We start from the raw sequence: 15,219 nt of genomic DNA on the forward strand, positions 1-15,219 counted from the left end.
CGGGTCTGCGGAAACAGAAGGCCGGCGCAGTATCAGGGCCGGCAGATGGTGTAGCAGTTCCTTCGGGGCCCTGGTGCCATAGGCACCAGGGCCCCTCCGCGTGTTCCACAGAGGTGCGAGGACGGCGGACGACTCGTTCGGCCGTCTCGATGACGCCCCGCTGCGCTCGGCGGGCGGGCACCGTCGTTACGCCCGCTACCAGCTGCGCATCGCCGCCCGCGCACTCGTCGACCAGGGCACCCCCGTCGAGGCCGCCTGCCAGATCATCATCCTTGAGGACCCGCTCGAGAAGGCCCAGCACCTCAACGCCGCATACCGCCGCACCGCCGAAGCGGCGAACCCGGCGGCCGCCGCCTGAGGTGGTGGTACGCGCCCGCCGGGCTCGGCGGGTCCCTGGCACTTATGTCTGGGTGTGGCGTACGGGTCGTTTCCTGTGGTGACAGGGCGTGCGGGCGTGTAACGTCTGGGTCAGCTGTCGTGGTTCGGAAGTTCCCTTTGCCCACGCTTTCGGCGTGGGCGTTTTGCTGTGCTGTGCCGCAGGAACCAGGGCGATCACCTCCGTCTTCCGCATGTGCGGGAGGCGTTCATCGACTGGAAGGCATGAACATGGCTACGGGAACTGTGAAGTGGTTCAACGCGGAGAAGGGCTTCGGCTTCATCGCCCAGGAGGGCGGCGGCCCGGACGTCTTCGCCCACTACTCGGCGATCAACTCCTCGGGCTTCCGTGAGCTCCAGGAAGGCCAGGCCGTGACGTTCGACGTCACCCAGGGCCAGAAGGGCCCCCAGGCGGAGAACATCAACCTGGCCTGACCTTCTCCGATCGGCCTGCGGCCACCTCAGCCTGGCTTCCCCGGGCAGCCTGTGGCGCTCCGATCCGAATACGCCCGTATGACGGAGGACCCCGGCGATACCATGCCGGGGTCCTCCGCTGTTCAAGGTCAAGTGCTGGGCGTCATTGGCCGTTCCGCTGGTCACTACGGCCGTACACCACCGAGGCTGCGAAGGGCACCACCGAGGGTGTGCGGCCATCGCGGACCGGGTGAACTGCGACCGGAACATCATCGAGATCGGCACCGAGTCTCAGCGGCGCGCCCACACCAAGGCTCAGGCACACAGGGCAGCGGTCGGCTGCTGACGGCCGGCTACGCGCAGACCCTAGCCCTCGGGCTGACGGGCGAGCATCCCGGACCACGCTGGCGCCGCCTGCGCTGGGCAGAGCTCTCCCTGCGGACCGGCGATCCCGTGGCCGCCGAGGGCCGACTGCCCGGTGGCCTTCAGCTGGCCGCCCGCAACATGAGCGGCCACTTGGCCGGCCCGGAGGGGCCAAGTGCGCCGCCAGTCACAGCGGCTGCGGGTCGGCAGCGGGTGTCGTTGGCGGCGTGGCGGGGGACTGGCGGGCGGCGCGGGCGGCGGGGCCGCGGCGCTGCACGACTCCCCGGTCGGGGCACGACTCCCCGGTCGGGTTCATCGCGGTGTGTGCCCCCGCCCTGATCCACCACCCGAATGGTCTCCGAAGACGGACCCCAAGGGGTCCTCGCCCTCGGTCCACCAGACGCCCAGAATTTGGCGGACCAGGACCCAGCCCCTGCCCTCCCGGCGGAACTCCCAGTCGTACGGCCCGCCCAGGGCGTAGGGAGAGGTGGCCGTCCCGGGCGCGGGATCGGTCACGAACCACATGTAGCCGATTCCGGTGGCCCGGTCGCCCGCCACCTCGAAGTGCGAGTTGAGGATGTGGTGCTGCATGGTCGGGTAGGTTGCTTCCGCCTCTTCCACCCTGGCCCTGATCGCCTCCCTCCCGCGGATCGTCCCCCACGGCCCGAACTCCAGCACCGCGTCCTGCGCCCAGCAGCCGGACCAGGCTCGCCAGTCCTTGCGGTCCAGCGCCCGCCATCCACGGATCATGAGTGCGCGCAACGCCTCCTTGTCCTCCAAGACCCCCAATCTGCGGGACAGATCGTCATCGACGGCGGTGGTGTAGGGCATATGGGTCATGTCATTACCTTTCGCGAAAGGGTGGTGGGTCATTGGGCACTCGCGGCGGGCCGGACCACGATCTCGTTGACGTCGACCCGCGCCGGCTGGGAAATGGCGTACGTGATGGCATCGGCGATGGCGGAGGCGGGCAGCGCCACGGCACGGTAGGCCTTCATGGCTCCCCTGGCAGCGGGGTCGTTGATGCCGTCGGCGAGTTCGGACTCGGTCACGCCGGGGGAGACGAGCGTGACGCGGATGCTGCCGTCCGGGGACTCCTGGCGCAGTCCCTCGGAGATCGCGCGGACGGCGAACTTGCTGGCGCAGTAGACGGCGGCCGTCGGAGAGACCTCGTACGCGCCCACGGAGGCGACGTTCACGAAGTGCCCGCCGCCCTGGGCACGCATCAAGGGCAGGGCGGCGGCGATCCCGTGCAGGACACCCCGCACGTTCACGTCGATCGTACGGTCCCACTCGTCGACCCTCAGTGCGTCCAGCGGCGAGAGCGGCATCACGCCCGCGTTGTTGACCATCACGTCCACCCGTCCGTAGCGCTCGCGGGCGGCGGTCACGAAGGCGTTCACGTCGGCGGCGTCCGTGACGTCCAGCCGGCGGAACGCCGCGGTACCGCCAGAGGCGGTGATCTCGCGGGTCAGTGCGTCGAGACGGTCGGTGCGGCGCGCGCCGAGGAACACGTGGTGCCCGTCGGCGGCGAGCCGGCGGGCGGTCGCGTTCCCGATGCCGCTGCTCGCTCCGGTGATCGCCACGACCTTGGCTGCGTCTGTCATTGCTGTTCTTCCTATCGGCGGAGTAGGGGGTAAAAGCCGGCGGGATCAGGAGAGTTCGTCCCCGCTCGCACCACCGAGTCTGGGCAGGCCGTGGCGCACCGACCAGGACGGGTGCTGCCTGGGTACACCGCACCCAGGCAGCACCTCGTCGTCATCGCCTAGCCTGACGGCATGCCCGACAACCAGCTGGGAGAATTCCTCCGCGCCCGCCGAGCGGGCCTACGCCCCCAAGACGTCGGCATGCCCGTCCACGGCGTGCGCAGGGTCACCGGACTGCGCCGGGAAGAGGTCGCGGTCCTGGCCGGTGTGAACGCGGACTACTACACGCGCCTGGAACAGGGCCGCGAACGCCGCCCCTCGGCCCAAGTGCTCGACTCCCTCGGCCGCGCCCTGCGTCTGGACCCCGACGCGTACGCGCACCTGCACCAACTTGCCGGGACGGCGCCAGCCGTTGTGGGCACGCCCACCGCCCCGGACCAGATCGGTCTCGGCCTGCGCCAACTGCTGGACGGCTACCCAGGCGCCCCGGCGTTCGTCATCAACCGGGCCCTGGACGTCCTCGCGGCAAACGCCCTCGCCGAAGCCCTGTACTCGCCCTTCGAGCCGGCGGACAACCTCGCCCGCATGGTCTTCCTCGACCCGGCGGGCCGGCGGTTCCACACCCGGTGGGTCCACACGGCGCAAGCCGTCGTGGGCCACCTGCGCCAGGCGGCCGGCCTCGAGCCTGACAACCCGCGCCTACGGAGCCTCGTCCGTGACCTGGCCGAGCACAGCGCGGACTTCACCCGCCTGTGGAACACCCATGCCGTGCGGGGCAAGACCTTGGACGTCAAACACTGCCTCCACCCGGACGTCGGCCCCCTGACCCTTGCCTACCAGGCCTTCGACGTACGCGGGGCCCCGGGCCGGCAACTGGTCGTCTACCAGGCCGAACCCGCCACCCCCAGCGCCCAGGCCCTCACTCTCCTCGGCACCCTCCACGCCTCGCGCAACGGTATCGACGTGGCGCGATCTGCCGCCGACCACTGAAACAATCCGGCCCCCTGATGAATTGAACACGTTCAGCCCGGCTGGCAGAATGGATCCACACCGCCGGCCGGGCGGACGCGTTCATTTCGCCGTGCCACGAGGGGGGTTGGCCGTGCATCAGAAGCGGTCGTACTGTCCTTGGTGTTCGTGCTGCCGGCGGTGGCGCTGGCCGACCTGCTCGGCCGCCGGATCGGCGGCCGCGAGGCGTGGTGGTGGGTGCCGCTCATGGTGGCGGCCCTGGTGGCACCGCCGATCTGGGCCTTCGCGGCGTACAACCGGGTGGAGGCGCGGCCCGTGCTCGTCTTCTGGGCGGAGGCCACCGCCGCGCTCTCGGTGGGCGGCCTGGTTGCCCGGCCCCGGCACATGGGACTGGTCCGGCAAGTGGCCCTGTGGGGGACGGTGGTGGTGGCGGGAACGGGCCTCCTCGGCGCACTCGGGCTCACCGCCGGCCTGCTGCCCGCGTACGAGCCGCCGGCGATCGGTCCGACGGCCATGGCCGGCAGCTGGGTCGACCACCGGGGCGGCTCGCTGGTCTTCACCTCCGACGGCCGGGTCACGGCCTCCGGCGTCGGCGTACACGACCCCGACGACGACCCCAGCGGCCCGTCACACCAGTGCACGGGGCCGGGCACCTGGTCGTACGAGCCCGGGCGCAACGTGTGGACCCAGGAGGTCCGCATCCACGTCCCGGGGTGTTCCTGGCCGGCCTGGAGCGTCGGCGGCACCGACCGCAAGCCCGGCATCTACCAGCACATCGGTCACCCGGATTCCGGGAAACTGTACGAGCTGCGCAAGGCCGCCGACGGCTCCTGACGCCGGAACGCTACTTCACACGGGAGAGCTGCTGGGAGGCGGCTACAAGCGAGGTGACCCGTTCGATGACTGGCGGCCGCGCCCCCGTCTCACGCCGGCCCGGTCCCGCCGCAACGATCCCTCCGCCGCGGCCCAGGGCCGATCCACCCCTCCACCGAGCACCGCTGGTCCGACCCGCGCGCCCGCTTGCTGGACGGCAAGGGCTGGGAGGCGGTGCGGGAGGACATCCTGGAGGGCCTGAGCCTGGGCGCACACCCTCAAAGGCGGACCTCAGGAGCCGGGCGTCCAGTCGCCCAGCCAGTCGCCGACCTCCTGGCCGGAGGCCTGGTCGTCGCGCAGTTGCGGGCGGTTGCCGCTCGGGGTGCCGGCGCCCGGGCCGGTGTTCCCGTACTCCGCGAAGCGGTCGTCCTTCCAGGAGAAGCCGCCCATGTCGGACCACGGGGCGGCGCCGATGCCGCTGCCGAGCGTGGAGTTGCGCACGGTGGTCTGGGGGTCGAGCGATGCGTCGCCGCCCGCGTGCCACGGCCGGCCGAGGGCGAAACTCCCGGGAGCCACATCGCCGTTGAACGTGCTGTTGGCGATCAGGAAGCCCTTGCGGCCGGCGGGGGTGCTGGGCGCTGTGACGCAGCCTCCCGAGGTTCCGTCCCAGCGCTTCTTGAGGGTGATCACCGAGCGGTCGATCGCGGCGGTGGCACTGCCGAAGATGAAGTCGACGGTACCGACGACGTAGGAGTTCGTCATGTAGACCCGGCCGGGCTTCGCACGCGTGGCACTGTCCAGTTGCAGGGTGTCCTGGTCGCCCGTGATGATCACACTGTCGAGGAGGACCTTGTCCGCGGCGGTGCGCAGCGCGACCGCCTGTGCGCTCACGTCGGGGTTGGCCTTCTCGTCGAAGTCGTTGGAGACGGTGAGGTTGCGGGCCTGGAAGTCGTCGGCCTCGACCGCGACGGTTGCGCTGCCGGAGGTGCCGTAGGTCCCCGAGCCGCCCGGTTTGGGGGTGCCGGAGGCGTTGCCGTAGACGATGACCGTGTCCTTGCGGCTGCCGCCGGTCCCCTGCAGGGTGACGTGCGGCTTGTTCGACGGGATCTTGACCGTTTCCCGGTAGGTGCCGGGCTTGACGGTGATGACGACCCGTGAAGTGTTGTTCGCGGGTACGGCGTCGACGGCGGCTTGGATGGTCTTGTACCGGCCGGAACCGTCCTTGGCCACGGTGAAGGTGGTCGTGGCGGGAGCGACGGAGGTCGCCGTGCCGATGGCGGGGCGGGGGCCGGCGCCGGACTTCACCTTCGAGGGGACATCGGCGGTCGGGTCGAGGGTGTAGCTGTAGTACGTCTTCGGGTCGAAGGCCGTGCCGCCGCTCTCGTTGCGGCCGGTGGTGTTGACGAAGACGTTGCCGCGCTGCACGAGGGTCGCGGTGCTGTCCTTGGTGACAGGGTTGTTGAACCCCTCGAAGTAGCTGTTCTCCAGCACCATCTTGGTCCCGCCACGCGCGTAGTTGCCGTAGGAGGAGGTGATGGACGAGTCCGGGTCGTCCTGCAGGAAGTTGTTGTACAGGTGCGCGTGCGCCACATTGTCCGTGGACGGATTGCGCTGCTCGGTCTCGTGGAACCAGTTGTGGTGGATCGTGATGTCGGCGGTGACGTGATCGGTCCAGCCGATGCCGAAGGCCTTGTTGTCGTTCTTCAGCTGGTTCCAGGACACCGTCAGGTACGTGGTGTCCTTGCGGCTGTCGATCAGTCCGTCGGCCATGTTCCGCAGGTTGTTGTGGTCGATCCACACGTGGTGGGCGCCGTCCATCTGGATGGCGTCCCAGTCGTGGTCCTTGTCGTTCCACGTGCCGGCGTACGAATCACGGATCGTCAGGTTCCTGATGATCACGTTGTGTACGCCCTGTCCCAGGAAGAACCCTCCGCCGACGATCTGGCCCGAGGTGCCCGAGCCCACGATGGTCTTGTCCGAGGCGACCTTGATCTCCTTGCCCTTGGGGGCCATGGTGATCGTCCCCGCCACCACGATGACGTACGGCTTCGAGTCGGTCGCGTACTTCTCCAGGTCGGCGAGGTTCTTCACGGTGACGATCGCGCCCTCCCGCCCGCCGTAGGTGCCGTTCTGCCCCAGCGCGTTGACCGAGGCGAAACCGTCCGCGGCTTCCCTGGCCCAGGCCGGAGCGGCGGTGGCCGCCTCGGCCTTCGGCCGGGCGTCCTCACCGAACACCCCGAAGGCCCCGCCGTACGACGCGCCCACTGCGGTGGCCGTTGCCAACGGGATGCCCACTGTCAGGCCGAGCCTGCGCCTGCGGTGCCGTGCCTTGTGCTGAATGGTTCGCATTGCTCACTGTCCTGGTGGGTGGATGGTGGGTGTACACCCGCCAGTTGCCACCGCAGGCGAAAAGGTTGCCGCGCGTCCGGGGCGGAAGGAGAATCCGGCGTGGTACTCCAAGCCCCTGCTCATCAGGAACAAGGGTGCGTTCTACGACTGTGAGTAGTGCGGGCCGCCTCGACGACCCGGCGGAGGAGGCCCTCGGCGATCACCGGACCGCCCCTAGCAGACAGCGACTTGTGCCCGCTGGCAGCGCCTCAGGGTGCTTGCGGGGCGGTCCCGGCGCCCCGAGGGCCGGCCACCCGGCGGCGCGCCACTGCTGCTGCGTTCCTGCCGTGCGGGGAAGGGTCGGTGCGGGAGGCAGCTGTGCACATCCGGCACCGGCGCATGGCGGGGCCCGGGAGTCACACCGCGGCAGATCTGCCAAGGCCGCGCAGCCGTACCCACAGGAACGACATCCGGCGTGTGGGCCGCCACCCTCGCCGGGTGGCGGCCCACACGCGTCCTCACTCCTCCTGGCACGGCCGACCCACCCGTACCCGTACGCGCCGTGCCTCACCCCTTGCCGAACGGAACCCTGCACAGGCTGCGGCATTCTGGGGCCGCCGACCCGGACGGCCGCACTCACCGATGTGAGCGCGGCCGTTACAGGAAGGTGCCGGGCTTGTCAGAACCGGTTACATGTTCCAGGTCTGAGGCGCAAAGGACGGGTCCGCGGAGTGGCCCCACTGCTGGGCCGCGCCGCCGTTGTCCTTGCTGGAGTTGCTGATCTCGAGCGTCTTGCCGCTGTTGACGTTCGTGATGTTCAGGCCGACGGTGCTGCCGGCCTGCGAGATGGTCCAGCGCTGGGTCGGGATGCCCGCGCAGGTCCACTGCTGGGCGCGGGCCCCGTTGACCTTGCTCGAGTTCTCGATCTCGAGGCACTTGCCGCTGTTGGCGTTGACGATCTCGTAGACGCCCGCCGTGGTGGTGGCCCGGAACTGCCAGTTGGCGCCGGGCTGGCCGCCGCAGGTCCACTGCTGGGCGACGCCGCCGTTGTCCTTGCTGGAGTTCACGATCTCGAGGCACTTGCCGCTGTTGGCGTTGCGCAGGAGACCGGCCGCCGGCACCGGGACGGGGGACGGCCAGGCGTTGACGCCCCCGGCGATGACGCCCTTGCCGTCGCCCTTGTAGAAGTTGAAGCGCTGCTGGTTGCTCCACAGGCCGCCGAGGTCGGTCTTGCCGTCGCCGTTGAAGTCGCCGGACAGCAGGACGGACATGCCGTTCCAGGTCGTGTCGTGCCACATCGCGACGCCGTCGTCGAGACCGGCCGCGGCGTTGCCGCTGTAGCGCCGCAGGGCCCCGTCGCCGGCGATTCCCACGACGTCGTCACGGCCGTCGCCGTTGAAGTCCCCGGTGGCCACCTGCTGCATGCCCTGCCACGAGGCGTCGCGCCACATGTTCCGGCTCTGGCCGTTCAGGAGTCCGTCGACGCCGGTGGTGTAGGCGTGCAGGGCACCCTTGGGACCCGCTCCCCAGACGGCGAGCAGTCCGTCGCGGCCGGAGCCGTCCGCCTTGAACCGGGCCAGCTGGAGCATGCCGTTCCAGTTGGTCTTCTCGTCGGCCCACATCGACTTGCCCGCGGCCAGGGTGCCGTCGGACTGACCGGTGTACAGGCGCAGCGCGCCGTTGCTCCACACGGAGGCGATGTCGGTGATGCCGTCACCGTTGAAGTCACCGCCGATCATCTTGGTGGCGGGGCTCCAGGTGCCGTCCGCCTTCCACATGAGGCGACCGTATTCGAAGGTGCCGTCGGACCGGCCGGCGAAGGTGTGCAGGTTACCGTCGGTGGTGACGGCGGCGATGTCGGTGCGGCCGTCACGGTTGAAGTCGCCCGTCGCCATCACGTTGGTGACCTGGGGGACCAGGCTCTGCAGGCGCACCTCGGGGGTGGTCTTGCGGACCTGGTCGACCCAGCCGGCCACGTCGTCCATGCGGACGTCCATGGCGCCGGTACGGGTTTCCGCCGGGTCGGTGCCGAGGCAGCCGCCCTGCCAGGAGCGGGAGTTGACGGCCGCCAGCTCCACGGCGCCGTCCTTCTGGCGTACGGCCGGACCGCCCGCGTCGCCCTTGCAGATCGTCGCGCCGTCGACACCGTCCAGACCGAGCGCGCCACCGTCGAGGGAGGTCACGGCGAAGACGCCCGAGTGCAGCTTCTGAGGCACCCATTCCGTCTTCGTCCGCCCGAACCCGAGCGAGGTCAGCTGCTCGCCGACCGCCGGGGCCGTGGAGGCGACCTTGACCGGCTCGACCCCGACGACCCGCCAGGCGAGCTTGACCATCACCAGGTCGCGGTCGGCGTGCGGCACGAGCTCCACCGCTTCGACCACGGTGCCAGTGGGCTGCGTGAGGTCGGTGCGCCCGACGGTGACGGTCGTCTTCACGGCCGGCTTTCCGGCGGCGAGCGGCGTCGTGCCGTCACGGAAGCAGGACGCCGCGGTGATCACCCACTGGGCGTCGACCAGAGCGCCCGAGCAGGCGGACTTCTCGCCGATGTTGAGGTTCGCGGCGAAGGCATAGCTTCCGCTCGTCACGCCGCTGCCGTTGAGGGCCGCGGCGGGGGCGGCGGTGAGGAATCCACCTGCCACCGCGGTGGCGAGCAGGGTGGCAGCCCACGCAGTGCGTGAACCGTTTGCTGACATGGTGATCCTTTCGGTACGCAAAGGTTTTGAATCCGGGCGCGGGTCCCACGAGCCGCTTGGCGCCGGCACCACGATCCTGGTTCGTGGCGGCCCTTCCTGATGGAGCCTCGGCTGCCGCATCACTGCCCGAGGGGCGGCGCGGCACAGGCCATCAGGAGAGCGATTCAACCTTCCGCGCATCGGCAATTGAAGACGTGAATACCTGCCGCAACATATCCCGCTCGCCTGTCGGTTCGTCAACTCGCTGCCCCTGTGAGCACGCACACGTGCGCTGAAGTGTGCGGATCCATGCGCCTGGAATCGCTAATTCCGCATCACACGCGCTGGAGCGTCCTCCAGCAGGAAGGGGCCGACGGGTCAAGTCAGACAATTGAGATAGAAGTTGATTTACAATCAACTATGGTTGATCTCGATGGGATCGCGGGGTTATGATCTCGAGGTCAGGGCACGGCAAGCGGCTCGACGCCTTCGTGCCACTGGTGAGACCAGGTTGGGCCGAGGCTGGCCCGAATTTGCTCGTGGGACTCGAACTGGCCGTCAGTGGAGTCAATGACGCCGACGGAATCGACGGACGGCCGATCGAGCTGGTGGTCCGAGACGCCGCCGCCGATCCGGCCAGGGCCGCGGTCGGCTTGGGACGGCATCTGCGTCACCGGGTCGCCGAGCTCCACCGCGCCGGGCTGGGGTCCACCCCCGCTCGATGTTGCCCGCGCCTGGCACCCGCCGAACGTGCCTCACGGGCCCGGCCATCCAGGCGGCGCCCCAGCCGGCCTGCTGGTCGATACTGTGCTTCTCGCCGGGCACCGGCGATGCTGGGGAATGGCGATGCTGGGGAATGGCGAGACCGGTCGGCAGGTGACGGTGCTGGTGACCCAGACCGGTGCGCTGCACCGCTCATCCGGCTCGTACGGAAAGCGGCCCAGGACGGCCCGGACGTAGATGCCGCCCACCTGAAGAGGGGTGGCGCCGCGGAGGGAAGCCGCACCGCGAGCTCGCCGAAGCGTTCACCAGCGCGGCTCGAGGCACCGCGCAGTGCAGTCGGCAGAGGCCGAAAAGGTCACAGAGATCTGCTCGCTGCGACTGCATGTCCCGGGCATCGGGGACGTCATGCCATCGCCTGGCCCAGTCCAAGAACGTCGCCCCGTCTTGTCCGGCTCCAGCTGGTCCGGGGAACGGCAGCGCGCCAACCTGCGAGAGGAGCCAGATCTGACCGCGCTGAGGCCCGCTGACAACCAACAGTCAGCGGACCGGGCCGTCACTGGCATCGAGAACCACCGATGCATGCCGGTAGACGCTCTCCGGCTCGGGCAGGACCACCCCGCGGGCCCCCTCCCAGACAGGCACCGCGTCCCAGCCCAACCGCGGCTCACGCCACTCCATCGCAAACACCTCGGCCAGCGGCTCCACTGTCGACCCCACCCCGGCGTCATGACTCGTCTCGGACGGCTGTCCGACTTCCGGATGATCGAATCGGGAGCAAAGTATGACATAGCAAGCATCCTGGGGCAGGCAGAATGGCTTCAATGGAGGTTGCCCGACCGGCGAACTCCCAGAATCCCCACCACGAGGAAAGTACGATGAACCCGCAGCTTGCACACGAGATGACACTTGCCGCTACGAGCGAGGGCGCGATCAGCATCGCCCTCGTGGGTGTGGTCGCGGCCGCTGGCATCGCCTACGTGGCGTTCTTCGTCGCGGCTCTGGTCAGCATCGCCAGGTCTGGCCTCACCGGAGGGATGAAGCTGGGCTGGATCGTTTTCGCCTTCGTGGCTCCCTTCCTCGGGAGCCTGCTCTGGTTCCTCGTCGGCCGCCGCGACTCCCAGCGCCCCCTGGGCACCGCCTGATCCCGAGAGCGCCCACACGGCGCACACGCCTTCGGCTTGCCGTTCAACCAGTTCGTCGGGGTTTGGTCTCGACGGTTGGCGTGGCCGGCCCGTGTACGCGGGCCGGCCACCTGCGGGCGCACCTGCGTGATCGCGACCTGTCGGCCGCACGGATCGCCTCCCTCGCTGATCAGAACGCCCAATACCGGACGATCGCTGCAATCGGGCACAGCTGGGGCTTCGTGGACGCGACTCACTTCAGCAAGGTGTTCAAGCAGGCGTACGGTCTCTCCCCACGATCCTGGCGCGACCTCAACCGACCTCCCTCGCCGCCCCCTGAGGGCCGGTGACCTACCGGATGTGACCGGTGGGTTTCCGCGGTCAGGGCCCGTTGGGCTCGGCTGAGCTTGGACCGCACCAGGTGACCACAGTGCGAAGGCGCGGCAGGTCAGGAGGTACACGGAGGGCACTGGCCGAACGTTCCGGCGGGCTGACCGAGGCGATGGGCCTGGCTGGGGCCCGCTTCTCCCCCCCCCCTTCATGTCACGTCGGCCGGCGGTGCGTCCTGTGCTTCCGAGAGCGACTGGCAGAGTCTGCCCGCCCCCGTCAGACGGTGATCACCGTCTTGCCGACGAGCTCCCGGGACTCGATCGCCTCGTGCGCCGATGCCGCGCGCGCCAGGGGGAAGGTGGCGCCGATCACCGGGCGCAGGTCGCCCTTCGCTACCGCGTGGAGGGCCTGCGTCGCGAGCTCGGCGCGTTCGTGGGGCGCCAGCTGGACGTCTGCGATACCGAGCAGGCGGACACCACGGGCCGCAGCATCTGCCGGGTCCACCGGGGCGAAGCCACCCGTCGGAGCGCCGTGGGCCGAGAACCGGCCGCTGTTCGCGACCAGGGCGAACGCGGCCAGGCCGACCTCGCCGCCCACTCCGTCCAGAACGACATCCGCGCCCGCGCCGCCGAGTGCCTCGCGGGCCTGAGCCACCCAGTCGGGACCGGCCGCGTCGATGACGGCATCCGCACCCAGCCCCCGCACCAGGGCGGTCTTCTGGTCGCCGCGCGCCACGCCGACGACCCTTGCGCCCGCAGCCTTCACCAGCTGGACGAGTACGGTTCCCATGCCGCCGGACGCGCCTACGATCAACACCTGCTCACCGGGCCGGACGTCCGTGGTGGCCAGCAGCTTGGCAGCCGTCACACCATCGTGCACCAGGGCCGCAGCGTCCGTGAAGGAGACCTCGTCGGGCACGACGGCCAGCGCCTCGGCCGAGGCTACGGCCAGCTCTGCGTAGCCGCCGGTGAAGCCGATGGAGGCGACGACACGGCGGCCGGTCCACGCCGGGTCCACGCCCTCGCCGGTCGCGCGGACAATACCGGCAATACCCCCGCCCGGCACGTACGGCGGAGTGACCGGGAAGAACTGCCGTCCCCAGCCGCCGCGCACCTGGGTCTCCACGAAGATCGTGTCCACGGCAGCTACGGCGACCAGCACCTGACCCGGCCCCGCCACCGGCTCGGGCACCTCTGTCGAAACCAGTACTTCCGGGCCGCCGAACTCGATCGCCTGTGTCGCACGCATGGCACTCACCCCTCCACTCGGGCCATCGGACTTCCCGGCGGCCGTGCCATGAGTCTCAAACCCCAAGTGCAGTGGAGGTCAAGTCATCACAGCGCAGCGACCACGACAGCGGGCCGAGGGACCGTTCCGGGGGCAGTGCAGTCGGCTTGTCGTTCAACCGTGAGGACGCTGGTGCGCCAGCCCTCCGGCGTCGCCAACAGGACGATCCCCTTCGGAATGCCGAAGGCGAGCCGCTTCTTCTCCTTCTTGCGTCTCACCATGCCGCTATCCAACATCGTCGGTCGGCGGGGAACGTTCGCCGGGTTGCCGGTCGTGACGGTCGGATGTGCAGTGACGCCCAATCCGACCGCTGGAGGTGCGGTGGCCGAGCCTGTCCGTGTGCGCAGACTGACCGATCAGGGGGCAGCGGCTGCAGCGGATCGTGCCCCGGGGCAACACGAGTTCGCTGACGCTACCGGCGCGCGATGGTGCCGCCGGCTTCGGCCGGCGGGAACGCGTCCCAGTGATCGTCCAGCTGGTCCAGGCCGACGAGGACACCGTCCGCGGCGTGATCCACCGGTTCAACGAGATCGGTCCGGCCTGCCCGGACCCTCGATGGGCGGGAGGCCGTCCCCGCCTGCTCAGCCCGGATGGCGCTCAGCCAGCCTTTCACCCGCTGCTCACTGCGTGATCATTTACGGGACAGCCCTCAGCTGCGTGCTGCCTCCGCCGCGGAGGCAGGTTCGCGGCCGGGCGCGGTGTCGTCCCGGCCAATGACATCGGATGCCCGCGGCTCGACGCGGACGATCATTTCCTCCGCTCGGCGGCGCCCGAGACACGGTCGTCGAGCCAGCCCGGTCGCGCGGGCGGCCCCGGCAGATCGGGATCGGGATCAGTCCACTCGTTTCCCCAGGCGGCCAAGGCTACGAGCACCGGCACCAAGGCGCGCCCCCTGTCGGTGAGGAGGTACTCGAAGCGGGCGGGTTTGAGGCTGTACTGCGTGCGCCCAAGGACGCCCGCGGCGGTCAACTCCGCCAGCCGTCGGGCAAGCGTGTTCTCGCTCATCTGCAACCGATCGCGGAATTCGTCGAACCGGCGGGCTCCGCCGAGGGCTTCACGCACCACCAGGAGCGCCCATCGTTCGCCGACCACGTCCAGGGCTCGGGCGGCGGGGCAGTTGTCGAGGGCGAGGGACGAACGCATGTCGTCAGCCTAGCGGCTTCCATGATGGAAGTGAATGGGTAGTATCCCCAGTAGCTTCCATAGTGGAAGTTGTTGGGGGAGAGGCGCTTCGAGATGCAGAGACTTCGTCAGGTCGGTATCGAGGTTGCCCGTGGGGTGTTCCGTTTCGGAGACGGCCATGTCAACTGGTACGTCGTCGAGCAGGAGGGTGCCCTGACCGTCGTGGACGGCGGCATGCCCGGTCACTGGCCCGCACTGATGGACTGGCTGAAGGAACGGGGGCAAGGTCTGGACGCGGTCCGGGCAATCGTGCTCACCCACGGACACGCCGATCACCTGGGCATCATCCGTCGGCTTTCCGACGCCACCGGCCGGCCGGTGCACGTACACCCCGACGACGAGGCTCAGGCCAAAGGCGCCGGACTGCACATGCCGCCCCGGCGCATTCGGCAAAACGTGTGGAAACCTCACGTCTTTGCCCTCACCGTGCGCTGGGCGCGCGCGGGTCTGTTCGCCGTGCCACCGATCCTGCATGCCGAGTCCTACACCGACGGGCAGCGCCTGGACATACCGGGATCGCCTCGGGTGATCCACACGCCCGGCCACAGCCCGGGCAGCAGCTGCTTGCTGCTCGCCGACCGCGATGTTCTGATCACGGGAGACGCGCTGGTGACCCTCGACGTCGTCACCGGCCGCCGCGCCGTCGGGATCATGCCGGGCACCCTCAACGACGACCCCGCACAGGCATTGGACAGCCTGACGTCCCTGGCCGCAATCACTGCCACGACACTGCTGCCCGGTCACGGCGAGCCCTACTCGGACGGCGTGACGACAGCGCTCGCGGCGGCCCGTCGACACGGCATCGACTGGAGGACGCCGAGGGCAGACGCCCACGGCCACTCCCATTGACCGCAGCCCCTCCGATCGAGCCCTCCGATCCACCGGCCCCCATTGGCTGCCAGTTACTCAGGATTTCAGGGTGGGGTCGGTGGGTTGATAGCCAGACCGGTGGCGGCGAGGCAGCCGTCGATGAGGTGGGGTCGGAGCTGGATTCTG

The 15,219-nt window shown here is 69.6% G+C and carries 15 protein-coding genes and 1 pseudogene; 8 read left to right on the plus strand and 8 right to left on the minus strand.

The features are described from left to right. The first annotated feature begins 100 nt into the window (after window positions 1-100). Both ACFWB8_RS34755 and ACFWB8_RS34760 read left to right on the plus strand, forming a co-directional pair. On the plus strand, window positions 101-358 hold the full coding sequence (locus tag ACFWB8_RS34755) for a hypothetical protein (RefSeq protein WP_385236566.1): 258 nt from the start codon (window positions 101-103) through the stop codon (window positions 356-358). A 248-nt stretch (window positions 359-606) separates the two neighbouring features. Next, window positions 607-810: a cold-shock protein gene (locus ACFWB8_RS34760; protein WP_385236569.1), complete on the plus strand. Its 204-nt coding sequence runs from the start codon at window positions 607-609 to the stop codon at window positions 808-810. Window positions 811-1,464: 654 nt separating this feature from the next. Here the strand turns inward: ACFWB8_RS34760 and ACFWB8_RS34765 are convergent. Then, window positions 1,465-1,992 carry a nuclear transport factor 2 family protein gene (locus ACFWB8_RS34765; protein WP_385236572.1) on the minus strand — a complete coding sequence of 176 codons (528 nt, stop codon included), beginning with the start codon at window positions 1,990-1,992 and terminating at the stop codon, window positions 1,465-1,467. Window positions 1,993-2,021: 29 nt separating this feature from the next. After that, window positions 2,022-2,759 (minus strand): SDR family oxidoreductase, encoded by a 738-nt coding sequence (locus ACFWB8_RS34770; protein WP_385236575.1) that lies wholly within the window; start codon window positions 2,757-2,759, stop codon window positions 2,022-2,024. 171 nt (window positions 2,760-2,930) lie between these two features. Here ACFWB8_RS34770 and ACFWB8_RS34775 point away from each other — a divergent pair, with 171 nt between their 5' ends. Both ACFWB8_RS34775 and ACFWB8_RS34780 read left to right on the plus strand, forming a co-directional pair. Beyond that, complete coding sequence (locus tag ACFWB8_RS34775) at window positions 2,931-3,788, plus strand: helix-turn-helix transcriptional regulator (RefSeq protein ID WP_385236578.1); 858 nt, start codon at window positions 2,931-2,933, stop codon at window positions 3,786-3,788. A 141-nt stretch (window positions 3,789-3,929) separates the two neighbouring features. Beyond that, the gene (locus ACFWB8_RS34780) at window positions 3,930-4,601 is read left to right on the plus strand and encodes a hypothetical protein (RefSeq protein ID WP_385236580.1); all 672 of its coding nucleotides are present in this window, start codon (window positions 3,930-3,932) and stop codon (window positions 4,599-4,601) included. A 270-nt stretch (window positions 4,602-4,871) separates the two neighbouring features. Here ACFWB8_RS34780 and ACFWB8_RS34785 read toward each other — a convergent pair whose 3' ends face one another. From ACFWB8_RS34785 to ACFWB8_RS34795, 3 genes are all read right to left on the minus strand, one after another. Beyond that, the gene (locus ACFWB8_RS34785) at window positions 4,872-6,929 is read right to left on the minus strand and encodes a pectinesterase family protein (RefSeq protein ID WP_385236583.1); all 2,058 of its coding nucleotides are present in this window, start codon (window positions 6,927-6,929) and stop codon (window positions 4,872-4,874) included. Between the two features lie 668 nt (window positions 6,930-7,597). After that, window positions 7,598-9,601: an RICIN domain-containing protein gene (locus tag ACFWB8_RS34790; RefSeq protein ID WP_385236586.1), complete on the minus strand. Its 2,004-nt coding sequence runs from the start codon at window positions 9,599-9,601 to the stop codon at window positions 7,598-7,600. Window positions 9,602-10,041: 440 nt separating this feature from the next. Further along, window positions 10,042-10,272 (minus strand): hypothetical protein, encoded by a 231-nt coding sequence (locus ACFWB8_RS34795; protein WP_385236589.1) that lies wholly within the window; start codon window positions 10,270-10,272, stop codon window positions 10,042-10,044. A gap of 906 nt (window positions 10,273-11,178) precedes the next feature. On the opposite strand from ACFWB8_RS34795, the gene ACFWB8_RS34800 reads away from it, so the two are divergent. Both ACFWB8_RS34800 and ACFWB8_RS34805 read left to right on the plus strand, forming a co-directional pair. Further along, window positions 11,179-11,445 (plus strand): PLD nuclease N-terminal domain-containing protein, encoded by a 267-nt coding sequence (locus ACFWB8_RS34800; protein WP_385236591.1) that lies wholly within the window; start codon window positions 11,179-11,181, stop codon window positions 11,443-11,445. 80 nt (window positions 11,446-11,525) lie between these two features. Then, on the plus strand, window positions 11,526-11,774 hold the full coding sequence (locus ACFWB8_RS34805; protein WP_385236594.1) for an AraC family transcriptional regulator: 249 nt from the start codon (window positions 11,526-11,528) through the stop codon (window positions 11,772-11,774). Between the two features lie 256 nt (window positions 11,775-12,030). On the opposite strand, the gene ACFWB8_RS34810 is transcribed toward ACFWB8_RS34805, so the two are convergent. Further along, a complete protein-coding gene (locus tag ACFWB8_RS34810) occupies window positions 12,031-13,002 on the minus strand; it encodes a zinc-binding dehydrogenase (protein WP_385236597.1) in 972 nt (323 codons plus the stop codon). Window positions 13,003-13,088: 86 nt separating this feature from the next. Then, entirely contained in the window at window positions 13,089-13,262 is a 174-nt protein-coding gene (locus ACFWB8_RS34815; RefSeq protein ID WP_385236606.1) for a hypothetical protein, read from the minus strand. A gap of 100 nt (window positions 13,263-13,362) precedes the next feature. Between ACFWB8_RS34815 and ACFWB8_RS34820 the strand changes: the two are divergent. Further along, window positions 13,363-13,633: pseudogene (locus ACFWB8_RS34820) on the plus strand (helix-turn-helix domain-containing protein); the annotation flags it as partial. A gap of 155 nt (window positions 13,634-13,788) precedes the next feature. Here ACFWB8_RS34820 and ACFWB8_RS34825 read toward each other — a convergent pair. After that, window positions 13,789-14,184, minus strand: a complete 396-nt coding sequence (locus ACFWB8_RS34825; RefSeq protein ID WP_385236600.1) for a winged helix-turn-helix transcriptional regulator — start codon at window positions 14,182-14,184, stop codon at window positions 13,789-13,791. Window positions 14,185-14,277: 93 nt separating this feature from the next. Between ACFWB8_RS34825 and ACFWB8_RS34830 the strand changes: the two genes are divergently transcribed. After that, window positions 14,278-15,072 carry an MBL fold metallo-hydrolase gene (locus tag ACFWB8_RS34830; RefSeq protein ID WP_385236603.1) on the plus strand — a complete coding sequence of 265 codons (795 nt, stop codon included), beginning with the start codon at window positions 14,278-14,280 and terminating at the stop codon, window positions 15,070-15,072. Window positions 15,073-15,219: the final 147 nt, after the last annotated feature.

The organism is Streptomyces sp. NPDC060031 (assembly GCF_042736805.1).
Taxonomy (GTDB): Bacteria; Actinomycetota; Actinomycetes; order Streptomycetales; family Streptomycetaceae; genus Streptomyces.